The sequence below is a fragment of the Butyrivibrio sp. LB2008 genome, assembly GCF_000621565.1.
In the GTDB taxonomy this organism is placed as follows: domain Bacteria; phylum Bacillota; class Clostridia; order Lachnospirales; family Lachnospiraceae; genus Butyrivibrio.
Map to the genome: position 1 here is coordinate 140,030 of NZ_KK211307.1, position 15,141 is coordinate 155,170.

13 protein-coding genes are annotated in these 15,141 nt (G+C 41.9%); 9 read left to right on the forward strand and 4 right to left on the reverse strand.

Annotation, left to right across the window (positions count from 1 at the left end; translation table 11 throughout):
- The first annotated feature begins 69 nt into the window (after positions 1-69).
- From T356_RS0115420 to T356_RS0115430, 3 genes are all read left to right on the forward strand, one after another.
- Complete coding sequence (locus T356_RS0115420) at positions 70-1,713, forward strand: SulP family inorganic anion transporter (protein ID WP_026515263.1); 1,644 nt, start codon at positions 70-72, stop codon at positions 1,711-1,713.
- Positions 1,714-1,979: 266 nt separating this feature from the next.
- The gene (locus tag T356_RS0115425; RefSeq protein ID WP_026515264.1) at positions 1,980-3,371 is read left to right on the forward strand and encodes a PhoH family protein; all 1,392 of its coding nucleotides are present in this window, start codon (positions 1,980-1,982) and stop codon (positions 3,369-3,371) included.
- 101 nt (positions 3,372-3,472) lie between these two features.
- Positions 3,473-4,384 (forward strand): RluA family pseudouridine synthase, encoded by a 912-nt coding sequence (locus T356_RS0115430; RefSeq protein WP_026515265.1) that lies wholly within the window; start codon positions 3,473-3,475, stop codon positions 4,382-4,384.
- 18 nt (positions 4,385-4,402) lie between these two features.
- On the opposite strand, the gene T356_RS19760 is transcribed toward T356_RS0115430, so the two are convergent.
- Complete coding sequence (locus T356_RS19760; RefSeq protein WP_035781354.1) at positions 4,403-5,674, reverse strand: DNA polymerase Y family protein; 1,272 nt, start codon at positions 5,672-5,674, stop codon at positions 4,403-4,405.
- A gap of 322 nt (positions 5,675-5,996) precedes the next feature.
- Between T356_RS19760 and T356_RS20610 the strand changes: the two genes are divergently transcribed.
- Complete coding sequence (locus tag T356_RS20610) at positions 5,997-6,554, forward strand: CAP domain-containing protein (protein ID WP_051563486.1); 558 nt, start codon at positions 5,997-5,999, stop codon at positions 6,552-6,554.
- 161 nt (positions 6,555-6,715) lie between these two features.
- Here the strand turns inward: T356_RS20610 and T356_RS0115445 are convergent, their stop codons facing one another.
- From T356_RS0115445 to T356_RS0115455, 3 genes are read right to left on the reverse strand one after another with little or no spacing between them, the layout of a single operon-like run.
- On the reverse strand, positions 6,716-7,159 hold the full coding sequence (locus T356_RS0115445) for an aspartate carbamoyltransferase regulatory subunit (protein WP_026515266.1): 444 nt from the start codon (positions 7,157-7,159) through the stop codon (positions 6,716-6,718).
- Positions 7,160-7,186: 27 nt separating this feature from the next.
- Positions 7,187-8,134 carry an aspartate carbamoyltransferase gene (gene pyrB / locus T356_RS0115450; RefSeq protein ID WP_035781459.1) on the reverse strand — a complete coding sequence of 316 codons (948 nt, stop codon included), beginning with the start codon at positions 8,132-8,134 and terminating at the stop codon, positions 7,187-7,189.
- A 60-nt stretch (positions 8,135-8,194) separates the two neighbouring features.
- Positions 8,195-9,202 (reverse strand): DUF5050 domain-containing protein, encoded by a 1,008-nt coding sequence (locus T356_RS0115455; protein ID WP_026515268.1) that lies wholly within the window; start codon positions 9,200-9,202, stop codon positions 8,195-8,197.
- A 118-nt stretch (positions 9,203-9,320) separates the two neighbouring features.
- Here T356_RS0115455 and pheA point away from each other — a divergent pair, with 118 nt between their 5' ends.
- Genes pheA through T356_RS0115480 form a run of 5 tightly spaced genes read left to right on the forward strand, consistent with a single transcriptional unit; the run spans position 9,321 to position 15,126 of the window.
- A complete protein-coding gene (gene pheA, locus T356_RS0115460) occupies positions 9,321-10,448 on the forward strand; it encodes a prephenate dehydratase (protein WP_026515269.1) in 1,128 nt (375 codons plus the stop codon).
- 36 nt (positions 10,449-10,484) lie between these two features.
- Entirely contained in the window at positions 10,485-12,032 is a 1,548-nt protein-coding gene (locus T356_RS0115465) for a Ppx/GppA phosphatase family protein (RefSeq protein WP_026515270.1), read from the forward strand.
- Between the two features lie 28 nt (positions 12,033-12,060).
- The gene (locus tag T356_RS0115470; protein ID WP_051563487.1) at positions 12,061-14,220 is read left to right on the forward strand and encodes an RNA degradosome polyphosphate kinase; all 2,160 of its coding nucleotides are present in this window, start codon (positions 12,061-12,063) and stop codon (positions 14,218-14,220) included.
- 60 nt (positions 14,221-14,280) lie between these two features.
- Positions 14,281-14,856 (forward strand): Maf family protein, encoded by a 576-nt coding sequence (locus T356_RS0115475; RefSeq protein ID WP_026515272.1) that lies wholly within the window; start codon positions 14,281-14,283, stop codon positions 14,854-14,856.
- A 15-nt stretch (positions 14,857-14,871) separates the two neighbouring features.
- Positions 14,872-15,126: a hypothetical protein gene (locus T356_RS0115480; RefSeq protein ID WP_026515273.1), complete on the forward strand. Its 255-nt coding sequence runs from the start codon at positions 14,872-14,874 to the stop codon at positions 15,124-15,126.
- Positions 15,127-15,141: the final 15 nt, after the last annotated feature.

Consider the following 15,141-nt stretch of genomic DNA (forward strand, 5'->3'; position numbering starts at 1 on the left):
CGAGCGACAGCGAGTTTAGTGAGAATCCCAATTGCAGAGCACAAAGTATCTTATTCAAGGGAGATTATTATGGAAAACGAAAAATTAAAACCCATGCTGTTCACCGTTATTAAGGGCTATAACGGAAAACAGTTCTCGCAGGATCTCATCTCGGGAATCATTGTTGCTATCATAGCGCTTCCACTTTCAATCGCGCTTGCACTTGCTTCCGGAGTGGGCCCCGAAGAAGGACTCTACACTGCAATAGTTGCGGGATTCATCATCTCGTTCCTTGGCGGTAGCAGAGTACAGATTGCGGGACCGACGGCTGCATTTGCGACTATAGTTGCGGGAATTGTTGCAAGTAAGGGAATGGAAGGACTTGCCCTTGCTACGATTTTTGCGGGTGTGATTCTTGTATTGATGGGTGTTTTCAAGCTTGGATCGCTGATTAAATTTATTCCGTACACTATTACCACAGGATTTACTGCAGGTATTGCGGTTACAATCTTTGTTGGACAGATCAAGGATTTCCTTGGCCTTACATATCCTGCAGGAACAACAACTGTTGAGACTGTAGAGAAGATTGAAGCTATCGGAAAAAATATCTCTACGATTAATTACAGCGCACTCATCGTGGGAATAATCTGTCTTGTTATCCAGATTGTCTGGCCTAAGATAAATAAGAAGATACCGGGATCTCTTATTGCGGTTATCGTCGGTATTTTAATGGTCAAATTCCTTAATATGAATGTTAATACCATTGGAGATCTTTATGAGATAAAGGGACAGCTCCCTGCACTCAGATTTCCTGCTTTCAGTTATAAGACACTTAAAGATGTTGCCGGAGACGGATTTACAATTGCAATCCTGGCTGCTATCGAATCTCTTTTATCCTGTGTTGTTGCTGACAGTATGATCGATTCCAAGCACAGATCAAATATGGAACTTGTTGCTCAGGGTGTCGGTAATATCGGTTCTGCTTTATTCGGAGGAATTCCTGCTACAGGTGCTATCGCGCGTACTGCAGCTAATATCAAGAACGGCGGAAGAACACCTATTGCAGGTATGATCCATTCTGTGTGCCTTGTTCTTGTACTTGTTGTACTTATGCCTTTTGCGGCACTTATTCCTATGCCGACAATTGCGGCAATCCTGTTCATGGTTGCATATAATATGTGTCAGTGGAGAACTTTCGTACATCTGTGTAAGACTGCTCCAAAGAGCGATATCCTTGTACTTGTTATGACATTCGTTCTTACGATCGTATTCGACCTTGTTGTTGCTATTGAGATCGGTATGGTTGCTGCATGTGTACTCTTCATGAAGAGAATGAGCGAAGAGTCTAGAGTAAAGGGATGGAAGTACTACGATCCCGAGGATGATCCGGACGGAACAGGTTTAAGAGATATTCCAAAGCACGTTCGCGTTTATGAGATTAGCGGACCTATGTTCTTTGGAGATGCTGAGCAGATAGCTGCAATCGGATTTAAGGAATTCACAAGAGTTCTTGTTATCCGTATGAGAGGTGTTCCGGCTATCGATGCGACAGCTATGCACTCTTTTGAAGAACTTTACAACAGATGCAAGAAGAATAATGTAACTCTTGTATTCTCACACGTAAACGAGCAGCCTATGAGCACAATGGAAAAAGACGGCTTCGTAGACCTTGTAGGACGTGAGAATTTCAGACCTCACATAGATGATGCTCTTGCCAGAGCTGCAGAGCTGTAAAATGATATAAAAAGATGTTTGGTTTTTGCTATATGTAATTGTTATGAAAAGCAGGAACCGGACATCTTTTTTTATTTGATAGATTGTTCTTTGATAGGAGATTGATATAAAATTGACAATATATAGTGCCTTTTTCAATAAAAAAGATAATACAAACACAAGATGTGGTATAATTATATTATGATACGGATGTCAATAGTATTAAAAGAGGCTTTTGGCATGCAGATACATGTATCATAAAAATAAAATAATGGGGAGGGCTCCGTATGAAGAAGATCTACGTACTGGACACCAATGTTTTGATTCAGGCACCACACGCCTTGAAGTGCTTTGAGGATAACGAGGTCGTTCTTCCACTGGTAGTCTTAGAAGAACTAGACGCCCATAAGCGTGATGAGGGCGAGAGAGGAGCTAATGTACGCGAAGCAATCAGGATCCTCGAGCAGATTCGGGGTACAGGCGATCTTGTTGCAGGGATTAAGCTTGATAACGGCGGAGTTCTGAGAGTTGAAAAGAACTTTAAGGATGTTGAGCTTCCCAAAGATCTGTCAGAACATAAGTCTGACAATCGAATTTTGAAAGTATGTAAAGGGCTTTCAGAGAGTAGGAAAGAGCAGGTAATTCTTGTAACTAAGGACATTCTCATGAGAATAAAGGCTCAGATTCTCAATATGAAATCTGAGGACTTTACGACTGAGCAAGTTGCGGGAGAAGGTGAGCAGTACAGCGGACGAGTGGATGTATATGCTCCCGAAGATGCATTTAAGGACTTTAAGAAAAAAGGCATAGCTGTAGATAAGGTCTATTGTTGCGATGAAAACGGCAAGAAATATTCGCCGGATCTTTATGAGAACGAGTTTGTTGTTGTGAGAGCGGATCAGTCCAATAACAAGACTCAGATGGGAAGAGTTTCGAACGGGTTTATCAAGAAGCTGGAATTTGAGAAGAGTCAGCCCTACGGCGTAAAGCCGAGAAATGCAGGTCAGTATTTCCTTCAGGAAGCACTTATGCAGCCTGCTGATGTTGCACCGCTTGTTATTGTTAAAGGAATGGCGGGAACTGCCAAGACTTTTTATTCGCTCGCGGTAGGTCTTGAGAAGATGCTCAACAGACCAACAGGTGAGTACAGAAGGATTCTTGTGTGCAGACCGAATTCACAGTTTGATGATGATATAGGTTTTTTGCCCGGAGATGAGCAGGAAAAAATATCACCTCTTATGCGACCTATAATCGATAACCTTGAGCAGCTCATTGATTCTAACGAAGAAGAGCGATACAAGGATGAAAAAGAGCTTACGGACAAGACGGACGAAGTCTTTGATCGCGGTATTATTCAGTGTGAAGCTTTGAATTTCATCAGAGGAAGATCGATTCTGAAAACGTATCTTATAATAGACGAAGCACAGAATATGACACCAACGCAGGCTAAAGGTATTATAACCAGAGCAGGCAAGGATACTAAGATAATTCTCCTTGGCGATCCAAACCAGATAGACAGACCGTTTCTTGATGAGCGGACAAATGGTCTTTCTTACGCGAGTGAGCATATGAAAGGAAGCCCGTTTTGTTGGCAGATTTCTCTTTCTGCATCTGAGTGTGAACGTAGCCGTCTTGCTATGGATGCTATTGAGCGTATGCGGGACAAAAAAGATATCTAAATAATTATTATGACGCGGCATTTTCTTCCCTCCCATTTTGGATTAAGGCAGAAAATGTCGCGTTTTTGACACTTTCAGTTTTTTCTAATAGAATACCCACTATGAGTAAAGCATATAGAGAAATTGAATATACGGTGACTGAAGCAGATGGAACGATCACTGCAGGAGAGGTTATGAGGGAGAGGCTCATGCTTTCAAGCAGGGAGGTGAGCAGGTGCAAGCTTTTTGAGGACGGTGTCATGTGTAAAGGCGTGCCCGTTAGGATAATCACAGAGCTTGATCCCGGAGATGTGCTGACCGTCAGGTTATATGAAGATATAGAGAACAGTTCTGTTATTGTGCCGAGTGATGAGCCGGTCAATATAGTCTATGAAGATGAGGACCTTATCCTGTTAAATAAAAGAGGCGATCAGGTGGTTCATCCTTCTTATGCTCATTACATGGACTCTCTTAGCAATGCACTTGCGGGATACTATGCGAAAACAGGGCAGGAGCATGTTATGCGTGTTATCGGAAGACTCGACAGAGAGACGTCCGGGCTTATCATCTTTGCCAAAAACAGGCACAGTGCATCGGTTCTTTCTCAAAAGAATGAGAATATGTCCCGAAGAAAAGAGTATCTGGCACTTTGCACCGGTATATTTAATGAAAAAGAAGGAACGGTTGATGCGCCCATAGAGAGGATTCCGGGGCAGAGAATGATAAGAGAAGTCAGAAGCGACGGGAAAAGAGCCGTGACTCATTACAAGATAGAAAAAGAGTTCCGGGATTTTTCCCTGGTAAGGCTACAGCTTGATACCGGAAGAACACACCAGATCAGAGTTCACATGGCATATCTCGGACATCCTTTACTTGGAGATAATCTTTATGGAAAAGATATTGAAGACAATAAGGGAATGACCAGAGCTGCGCTGCATGCGTGTCACCTTGAATTTGAACAGCCTATAACGGGAGAGAGGCTTTCTTTTGAAGCAGAACTTCCCGAAGATATGAAAACTGCGATAAGTAGCTGATATTACTTATCGCAGTTTTTATATGCGGCCTTTCTTTATTGTATCTTTTCCGAATTTAAGATTGATCTCGTCAGCCATCTTATTGAGCCTTTGGGTCCGTTCATCACTCTTGTTATTAAAAGAATCATCAAAAAGTGAGAGCTGCCTGTAAGAGCCGTCGTCCAGTTTACTTAAGCCGACACCGACGAGCCTTATTTTTTCTCCTTTTATAAAAAGGCCTTCCGTTCCAAGCAGCATCTTATCCGCAAGTTCCTTGGAATAAGTAAAAAGCTTGTCTGCATCATCGATGGAATTATCAAGCTGCATCTGGCAGGAGTGGCGCTTAAAATCCGTTGTTTTAACAGAGACTGTGACAGTTCGCCCAAATACGCCGTCACGCCGCAGTCTCCTTGATACGCTTTCCGATAAGTGCCTTAGTACAGGGATGATGTCGGCATCGTAATTATCTGACGAGAGGTCGGAAGATAATGTGGTTTCATTGGAATAACTCTTGGCTTCTTCATATTCGCCCGAAACTTCGGTACTTCCGTATCCGTTTGCACTGTAGTAAATATAATTTCCGATATTTTCCCCAAGTATATGAGATAACATCACGGGATCGGCATTGGCGGCATCGCCTATTGTCCTGATTCCAATGTTCATAAGCCTGTCAGCGGTTGCTTTGCCGCAGCCGTATAGGTCTCCGATAGGTAGTGGCCACATTTTCTTTTGAATCTCATAGGGAAAAAGAGTATGTATCCTGTCGGGCTTAGTGAAATCACTTGCCATCTTTGCAAGGAGCTTATTAACGGATATCCCGACATTTACCGTAAATCCCAGAGTGTCACGTATTTCATTCTTTATTTTATTTGCAACGCAGATAGGGAATGGCATATCGGGAGTTACAAGGTCTGCATATACGGCTTCCGTTCCCGTCATGTCCACATAGGCTTCATCGACCGATACCTGCTGGACACTGGGAGAGTACTTGTTCAGTATATTAATAAAAGCGTGAGAACACTCTCTGTAAGTTGCAAAATCAGCATGCACAAGAACGAGCTTTGGACATTTCTGAAGAGCCTTGACAACGGGCTCGCCTGTAACGATTCCGTATTTCTTGGCAGGGATTGATTTGGCTGTGATGATTCCGTGGCGCGTCTTCACATCGCCGCCCACTGCGGATGGGATGGTCCTAAGATCGACAGAATTCGGATCTTCTCGAAGCTGCTTGAGAGCTGACCAGGACAGGAAAGCTGAGTTTACATCTATATGAAATATGTAATTTGTATAATTGTACGAAAAAACGTTCAAATTAAAACCTCTTTATCGATAGAACGAAGATTAATTTTGATTAATTTTTTGTAATTATACTATACACCGAACATATATTCGAATCAACGGATAAAATTGTGAATTTTTGAAATCCAGTAGTCAAGGGCATTTGATGATACCAAACGAAATTTAGGTAAAAAAATTTCATAGAACAACTTATTTAAGTGAAATAATAGATATTTTTAACCCAAAAAATGTGATTAATTATATTGAACGATAAATAGAATTGCTTTAAAGTATATTTAGGTTATGAGAGGGTTATGTTGTACCTAAAATTTATGCTTATGCAGGAGAGATGGATATGAGAAATTTAAAAAAAGTTTTCGCTGTAATGTTTTCATGTGTGCTTGCTTTTACTGTTGTAGCTTGTGGCTCAACTAAGGAGGGTGCACTCGATGGTCAGGCTGCAACAAGAGGTGCTGGTGAAGGTGACGGACAGATTTATATTGATGATCAGGCAATTGCTCTTGCAGGATCTGCATCATCAAGTCAGGCAGCAATTGATGCTTGCGCCGGTGTTTTCAATCTTATGAATCAGCAGAGAGCTGCACAGGGACTTAGCCAGCTTGTATGGAGTGATGCTCTTACATCAGCTGCTCAGGTTAGAGCTAATGAGATCACAACTTCATTTTCACATACAAGACCCAATGGATCAGCTTTCTACACCGTAGATAGCAATGTTCAGTATGGTGAGAACCTTGCAAAATTGTATCAGTCAGCTGACGCAGTTTACACAGCATGGATGAATTCACCTACACACGCTGCCAACATTATGGATGCAGGATACAAGACAGTAGGTATCGCAGTATTCTTAGCATCAGATGGCAACTGGTACTGGGCACAGGAATTCGGATATTGATAAATTGATAATATAAACCAATACAACAGACAAACCCCATGAATAGAAGCCTTGAGAAACATATGATTTCTCAAGGCTCTTTTCATATTTATATTTATATATATTGCCGAAGTGGTCACGGCATAAACTTTTTCCTTAATCCCCCAACTAAAGGCACTACCTTAATTCTTCGCAGCATCCCCTTCAGTGTACTTCTCGTCGCAGTACTTGCAGCGGTATACTTCCTTTTTTTCGTCGGCGAGATAGAAGACCTGAGGAAGTCCCTGCTCGATGGATGAGATACATCTGGGGTTGTGGCAGCGGATGACGTTTGTGATCTCTTTGGGAAGAACGAGAGCACGCTTCTCGATGATCTTACCTGCCTTGATTACATTTACCGTGATGTTGTGATCGATAAATGCAAGGATATCGAGGTTAAGAGTATCGACATCGCATTCGACCTTTAAGATGTCTTTTTTGCCCATAACTTTACTCTTGGCATTCTTTATTATCGCTACCGTGGAATCGAGCTTATTGAGCCCCAAATGATTGTAAATCTGCATTCCTTTTCCGGCCTGGATATGATCAAGTACGAAACCTTCTTCAATTTTTCCGATATTTAACATGTATAACCTCTTTCTGTTTTTTATATCTTAGAATTTTCTCAGTAACCCTTCGTTCATATGCGCATCTGTCATATTTAGAAGTGTAAGGATAAGAGCCATTCTTACATACAGTCCGTACTGAACCTGCTTAAAGTATGCGGCTCTTGGATCTTTGTCTATTTCAACGGCAATCTCATTTACTCTCGGAAGAGGATGAAGGATATGCATTTTCTCTTTTGCAAGAGTCATCTTGGCTTCATCGAGAATATAGAAATTACGAAGTCTTATATAGTCTTCCTCGTTGAAGAAACGTTCCTTCTGAACACGTGTCATGTAGAGGAAATCGAGCTTTGGCATAACTTCTTCAAGCTTAATGACTTCTTCGTATTTAATGCCTTTGTTGTTGAGCATTTCTGTGATGTAATCGGGAACACGAAGTTCCTTGGGAGAAACGAAGATAAAATTGATACCTTCATATCTTGTAAGAGCATTTATTAAAGAATGGACTGTTCGACCGAATTTAAGGTCGCCACAAAGACCGATAGTGAAATCGCCTAATTTACCATGTAACGATCTGATCGTAAGAAGATCGGTAAGTGTCTGGGTAGGATGCTGATGACCACCGTCACCGGCGTTTATAACGGGAATTTCTGAGTTGGCAGCTGCTACCATCGGAGCGCCTTCCTTGGGATGACGCATGGCACATATGTCTGCGAAACAGGAGATAACACGAATTGTATCAGCAACACTTTCGCCCTTGGCTGCTGAAGAATTACTTGCATCGGCAAAACCTAAACATTTGCCGCCGAGTCTTAACATTGCTGTCTCAAAGCTGAGTCTCGTTCTGGTGCTGGGTTCATAGAAACATGTAGCAAGAAGTTTGCCGTCACATTTGTGAGCGTAGGCTTCCATATTGTTCTCGATATCGTTTGCTACATCGAAAAGTGCCTCCAATTCAGCAACGCTGAAGTCGAGGGGGTTCATCATGTGTCGCATATTATTCATACCGTCTCCTCAAAAAATAAAAATACAAAACATTTAAAAACTATAAACAGATCAATCGATCACTTCAAAATAAGTTGCATTGGATGATCCATTCAATGGCATATGATACATCACATCATCCGATCCGTAAACCATAAAATAAACATACTGTGATGACAGATTTATATTGTTTACGATGCCGCTAAAAAGCACTGTTGTGCCTGATCCGTCAAGGTTACATTTTTTTAGACAAGGATTGCTCGGATCGGAAAATGCGTAGTAAATTGAGTTATCATTCATGGCATAACAGTCGAGTCTCTCATCGATTATTTCCTGTTGTTCACCTGTTATAAGATTGGTGCGCCACAAATTATAATTGTCGTCTCCGTTCATGTAATAAATATATTCGCCCTGAATAACGGGATAGAAGTAGTTTCCTTCAAGAAATGTGGCATTTCCACCGTTTTCGGAAGCCTGCATAACGTGAATGTTGTGATCTTGCGTCACACCTGTGTAATAGATATTGCCGTTGTAGTAGCATACGGGAGAGATTTTCTCAGGAGCAACCAGGGAACGACCTTTCTGATCAACTCTGATCTTTTCAAGTGAACCGCCGTTTGTGTTGACCTGAAAATACAGATATTCTCCGCATAGCTGTACTTCACCGCAGAAGTCTCTCAAAAGACAGGTCTGGTTTCTTCCGTTTGCTTTACATCTATAGATGCCGTACTGATTGGTTACGGTTCCAAAACCTTTGATATTAGCGGATTTTTTGGTCGAATCCATATAGAAGTAGAGAAAACCGTTTGCTCCGTTAATATATTTGACACCCATGCTGGTGAGTCGCTTTGGATTGGCTTCATTGGGATCCATTGAATAAAGACAATTATTATCACTTGGATTGGAAAAAAAGACCTTGCCGTCCATTTCAAAGACAAGACCGGAATTGTGAAGGTTGCTTGCCGTATTGCCTTGATCTGATGGGAACATAGGTATATGCTGTTCTCTAATGTGGGCAGCAACAACAAATGCTATGATCAGAGTAATAATCGCGAAGGTAACCGCAGTTCGTTTGGTCATTTGTCTACCTCTTTCCATGCTTCAGTTATATTTATTATAGGCGTGTTATTTCTTGCTATCAAGAAGCATTTGTTCTAAAATTCTATTAGATTTAGTACTAGGAGGAATGCGCGAATTTATGGATCTGAAAGATTTAAGAAGCGAGATTGATGTCATAGACAGGCAGATTGTTGAGCTTTACGAAAAGAGAATGGAAGTGGCATCGCAGGTCGCTGATTATAAAATATCGGTTGGAAAAAAGGTTTTTGACAAGCAGAGAGAGGACGAGAAACTTAAGGCAGTTAAGGCACTTGCACATTCTGATTTTAACAGAACGGGCATTGAAGAGCTTTTTTCACAGCTGATGTCGATGAGCAGAAAGTTGCAGTATCAGAAACTTTCAGAAAAAGGTGCTTCGGGTAATCTTCCTTTTATAGAAAAGGACGGTATAGATAAGAAAAATTCAAGAGTATGCTTCCAGGGAGCGGCAGGCTCATATTCCGAAGAAGCAATGAAGAAGTTCTTTGGCGAAGAAGTAAACAGTACAGCGGTTGAGACATTTAGGGATGCGATGGCTCTTTTGGAAGAGGGAAGTGTTGACTATGCGGTTCTTCCTATTGAGAATTCAACGGCGGGAATCGTTAGTGAGATATACGATCTTCTTGCGGAATATGAACATTACATTGTAGGAGAGCAGATAATAGAGATAAAGCATTGTCTTTTGGGCGTGCCCGGAGCGAAGCTTGAAGATATCAGGACAGTTTACGCTCATCCCCAGGCTCTTATGCAGAGTGCCAAGTTCCTTTCGGACAACAGCAGCATTCAGCAGATAGGTATGAAGAACAATGCATTTGCAGCCAAGAAAGTTGCCGAGGAGAAAGATAAGTCCCAGGCTGCGATCGCAAGTGCAGGAGCTGCGGAAGTTTACGGACTTGAGGTGATAAAAGAAGGGATAAATCAGGCGGATTCCAATTCGACAAGATTTATCATAGTAACAAACCAGAAAGTATTTTTGAAGGATGCGAAAAAGATAAGCCTGTGCATGGAAATTCCGCATGAGGCAGGAGCTCTTTATCATATCATGTCACATTTTATATATAACAATCTCAATATGACCAAGATAGAATCAAGACCTATCGAGGACAGGAATTGGGAGTACAGATTCTTTATTGACTTCGATGGAAATCTCGGAGACAGTGCAGTTAAGAACGCTCTTCGCGGACTTCGCGAGGAAGCCAAAATGCTCAGAATACTCGGTAATTACTGATTGTAATACAGAATTAAACTATGAGGGGTTTAACTTATGACGGGTGAAGTATTTGCTGCGATTGACGTTGGTTCCTATGAGATATCGCTAAAGATTTTTGAACTGTCCATGAAGAATGGCGTAAGGGAGCTTGATCACGTGCGCCACCGCATGGATATTGGAAGTGAGACTTATGCTACGGGTAGGATATCCAGTTATCACGTGGATGAGATGATACGTATTTTGTCCGAGTTTAAAAAGATAATGAAGGAGTACGGTGTAACTCATTATCAGGCCTATGGAACGAGTGCGATAAGAGAGACCAAGGATATAGCCATTGTTCGCGACCTTATCGAGAACAGAACGGGCATACATATCGATGTTCTCAGTAATTCGGAACAGCGTTTCATAGATTACAAATCTATCGCTCTTAAATACGATCAGTTTGAAGAGGTAATCTCTAAGCCGACAGCAATCGCTGATATCGGCGGCGGAAGCATACAGATATCTCTTTTTGAAAAAGACACACTTGTTGTTACCCAGAATCTTATGACAGGTGTTCTTCGTCTGCATACAACCATGGAGCAGGTGCATGCATCAAGGCTTAAGTATGCGGAACTCGTCACGGAGCTTATCAATTCAAGGCTTTCCGTCTTTAGCAAGATGCATCTTAAGGACAAAAAAGTCGAGAATCTTATTATTATTGATGATTATGTTTCTCCCATAATGCAAAAGCTTAATCTCGGATCGGAGAGAGGCGGCTATGCGACATCGGAAGAATATCGGAAGTTTTTTAAGAAGTCATATAAAAAGAGCGATCTTGAACTTGCCAAGAAATTAAATATTCCCGAGGAGAATGTTCCTCTTTTCCACGTGGCCGGAGCTCTGGTCAAGTGTATTCTTGATGTGACCAATGCGGAGAATCTGTGGGCACCGGGAATCACGCTTTGTGACGGTATCGCTTACGAGTACGCTGAAAAGAAGAACTACATAAAGTCTCCTCATGATTTCGAGCAGGATATCATTGCATGTGCACAGAATATTTCCAAGAGATATATGGGAAGCAGATCGAGAAGAGAAACGCTTCAGAAGATAGCACTTACCATATTTGACAGCACCAAGGAACTTCATGGTCTGGGCGGCAGGGAGAGACTTCTTTTACAGATCGCTACGATACTTCATGATTGCGGCAAGTATATTAGCCTTGTATATCTAGGTGATTGCTCCTATAACATAATAATGTCGACGGAGATCATCGGTCTTTCACATGTTGAGAGGGCTATTGTTGCTAACGTTGTCAGGTTTAATCATGAGAACTTTGAATATTACAGTAGTGAGAGCAGGTTCTTTGACGGGCTTTCAAGGGAAGATTACCTTAGAATAGCCAAGCTAACGGCAATCATGCGAGCTGCGAACGGACTTGACAGAACGCACAAGCAAAAGTTCAAGGACGTTACGGTTGAGCTAAAAGAGAGAGAACTTATTATAAATGTAGATACTACGGCGGATATTACGCTTGAAAAAGGTCTTTTTACAAACAGAGCGGGATTTTTTGAAGAAGTGTTCGGAGTAAAGCCTGTGATAAGGCAGAAGAAGATGTTATGAGACATTCTTAGATTATGAGAGGGATATTATGACAAAGAACAAAACTTCGTTTGGTAAGCGTATTAATGTTGAAGATTCCAAATATTATACAAACAGGGAACTTAGCTGGATACAGTTTAATGAAAGAGTTCTTTCGGAGGCGGAGGATGAGTCCAATCCAATCCTGGAGAGAGTTAAGTTTCTTAGCATTTCAGCAAGCAATCTTGATGAGTTTTTTATGGTGCGCGTTGCTTCTTTAAAAGACATGATCAATGCGGAGTACAAAAAGCTCGATATTGCCGGAATGACTGCTGCTAAGCAGCTTGAGGCTGTACTTGATAAGCTTCACGATTTTACAAAGCATCAGTATGCGGTCTATAATGAGAATCTTTTGCCTCTCCTTGTGCAGAACGGCTTTATGATCTGCGATATAGGAGAACTTAAGGGAAAAGAGCTTGATTATGCGGAGAGATATTTCGATGAGGTTGTATTTCCCGTTCTGACGCCTATGGCGGTTGATTCGTCCAGACCTTTTCCTCTTATAAGGAATAAGACGCTCAATATCGGGGCGCTCCTTAAGAAGAAAGAGGGAAAAGATGATGTTGATTTTGCGACTGTTCAGGTGCCTGATGTTCTTCCGAGATTCCTTCACATTCCGGGAGATGGCGGGAACAAGTCAGGCAAGTTTGTCTTTCTTGAAGACCTGATAATGCATAATGTAGACAAGCTATATCTTAATTATGATGTGATAGTAAGTGCGCCTTACAGGGTTGAGAGAAATGCCGACCTTTCAATTGACGAGGATGAGGCGGAAGATCTTTTAAAAGAGATCGAGAAGCAGATTAAGAAACGTCAGTGGGGACAGGCGATAAGGCTTGAGGTTTCGGCTGATATAGACGCCAAGCTCTTAAATTTCATATCAAAAGAACTTGATGTCGATGATAATGAGATCTTTAAGGTGAACGGGCCTCTGGATCTTACTTTTTTGATGAAGCTGTATAAGCGTGAGGGATTCGATCATCTGAAAGAGCATGGATACAGACCTCCGAGCGCTGTGCCCGCATTTATCGGAGCAAAAGATATCTTCAGCGTTATAAGTAACGGCGATGTTCTTATGCACCATCCTTATGAGACATTTGAGAATGTCGTAAAGTTTGTCGAAGAGGCTGCGGTTGATCCGGGAGTTCTTGCGATAAAGCAGACTCTTTACAGAGTAAGCGGCAATTCGCCCATTATCGCTGCGCTTGCAAAGGCAGCGGATAACGGCAAGCAGGTAACTGTTCTTGTTGAGCTTAAGGCGAGATTTGATGAAGAGAATAATATCGTATGGGCGAAGATGCTTGAGAAAGCGGGATGCCATGTAATATACGGTCTCGTTGGTCTTAAGACACACTGCAAGATTACTCTTGTTGTCCGCAAGGAAGAGGACGGCATAAAGAGATATGTTCATCTTGCGACAGGAAACTATAACGATTCGACGGCAAAACAATATACCGATATAGGGCTTTTTACTTGTGCGCCCGCATTTGGTGAGGATGCGACCGCGGTATTTAATATGCTTTCGGGATATTCCGAGCCGCTTGGCTGGAATAAGCTGTCTCTTGCGCCTTTGTGGCTTAAGGACAGGATAATAGACCTTATCAGAAGGGAAAAAGAGCATGCTCTCAAGGGAGAGCCTGCAAGGATCGTTGCAAAGATGAATGCGATCTGTCACAAAGAGGTTATCGCGGAGCTTTATCTTGCGAGCTGTGCAGGCGTTAAGATCGATCTTATCGTAAGAGGAATCTGCTGCCTGAAAACCGGAATAAAAGGCGTTTCCGAGAATATAACCGTAAGATCTATTGTCGGTAATTTCCTTGAGCACAGCAGGATTTTCTGTTTTGAGAACGGAGGCAGCAGGGAGATCTATGCAAGCAGTGCGGACTGGATGCCGAGAAACCTTGAGAGGCGTGTGGAGATTCTTTTTCCTATTGAAAATGACGAACTTAAGAAAAATGTATGGCATATACTTGATCTTGAGCTCAGGGATACGGAGAAAGCGCATATCATGAATGACAAGGGAGAGTATGTCAAACCTGTTATTTCGGATGATACGCCGAGGATAAACTCGCAGAAGATAATGTGTGATGAGGCATATGAGAGGGCAAGAACCGTCAATGACCGCAACACAAGGATCTTTATTCCCGAGATGAATCCTAATATAAAATGATAAGAATTGAATAAAAAGTGAAAAATGTACTATTGTAAAGGAGTAGTTAGAGGTAATAAGATGAGATATATACTGGCATCGGGGTCACCCAGACGCAAAGAGCTTTTGGGAAAGGTGATCGACAACTATGAAATTCTCATTCCTGAGGGAGAAGAGATCGCTGACTCAAAGGAACCCGACAAGATTGTTATGGAGCTTTCATTCCGAAAAGCTTCAGAGATTTTTCATAAAATTTTAACGGAAGACGTGGTTGTAATAGGCGCTGACACAGTCGTATCATATAATCAGAAAGTGCTCGGGAAACCTTCTGATAAGAAAGATGCGAAGGATATGATCGGGCAGCTTCAGGGAAATACACATCAAGTATATACAGGGGTGACTTTGTTTTTCAGAAAAGACGGAAAAGAAGATCACGTAACATTCTGCGAAGAAACTAATGTGGATGTCGTGAAAATGACTGATGAAGAGATTGACGCTTATGTTGCAACAAACGAACCTGACGACAAAGCGGGTGCCTATGGGGTACAAGGCTTATTTGCCCGCTATATCAGCGGTATCAAGGGTGATTATTATAATGTCGTAGGTTTGCCTGTGGCAAGACTCTACACAGAGATGAAAGGGAAAGATTTGTTGTAATTTGGAGGTTTTTGTATGCACGAGTATGATGAAGCAGTATTAAGATGTTTTTTGGAGAATCAGGGACAGTTATTTCCTGAGGATGTAGCAGAAAACATGGAAGAAGCAGAAGCTTTTTTGGAGGATTCGATGGCAGTAGTTGTTGACAGTCCCGAAGAAGTTGAGGAGTACTTTGAGGAATCGGGTGTTGACACTGAAGGAAGCAATGTGCTTGAAGCTGATGAGGTTTTTGATATAGGTGACGGAAGATATTTGATTGTAGAAGCATAATATAAGGAGCTTTTT

Excerpts from the sequence above, each read along its gene's own strand:
- T356_RS0115420 (WP_026515263.1), top strand. The coding sequence starts at position 70 with ATGGAAAACGAAAAATTAAAACCCATGCTGTTCACCGTTATTAAGGGC.
- T356_RS0115425 (WP_026515264.1), top strand. The coding sequence starts at position 1,980 with ATGAAGAAGATCTACGTACTGGACACCAATGTTTTGATTCAGGCACCA.
- T356_RS0115430 (WP_026515265.1), top strand. The coding sequence starts at position 3,473 with ATGAGTAAAGCATATAGAGAAATTGAATATACGGTGACTGAAGCAGAT.
- T356_RS20610 (WP_051563486.1), top strand. The coding sequence starts at position 5,997 with ATGAGAAATTTAAAAAAAGTTTTCGCTGTAATGTTTTCATGTGTGCTT.
- T356_RS0115445 (WP_026515266.1), bottom strand. The coding sequence starts at position 7,159 with ATGTTAAATATCGGAAAAATTGAAGAAGGTTTCGTACTTGATCATATC.
- pyrB (WP_035781459.1), bottom strand. The coding sequence starts at position 8,134 with ATGCGACACATGATGAACCCCCTCGACTTCAGCGTTGCTGAATTGGAG.
- T356_RS0115455 (WP_026515268.1), bottom strand. The coding sequence starts at position 9,202 with ATGACCAAACGAACTGCGGTTACCTTCGCGATTATTACTCTGATCATA.
- pheA (WP_026515269.1), top strand. The coding sequence starts at position 9,321 with ATGGATCTGAAAGATTTAAGAAGCGAGATTGATGTCATAGACAGGCAG.
- T356_RS0115465 (WP_026515270.1), top strand. The coding sequence starts at position 10,485 with ATGACGGGTGAAGTATTTGCTGCGATTGACGTTGGTTCCTATGAGATA.
- T356_RS0115470 (WP_051563487.1), top strand. The coding sequence starts at position 12,061 with ATGACAAAGAACAAAACTTCGTTTGGTAAGCGTATTAATGTTGAAGAT.
- T356_RS0115475 (WP_026515272.1), top strand. The coding sequence starts at position 14,281 with ATGAGATATATACTGGCATCGGGGTCACCCAGACGCAAAGAGCTTTTG.
- T356_RS0115480 (WP_026515273.1), top strand. The coding sequence starts at position 14,872 with ATGCACGAGTATGATGAAGCAGTATTAAGATGTTTTTTGGAGAATCAG.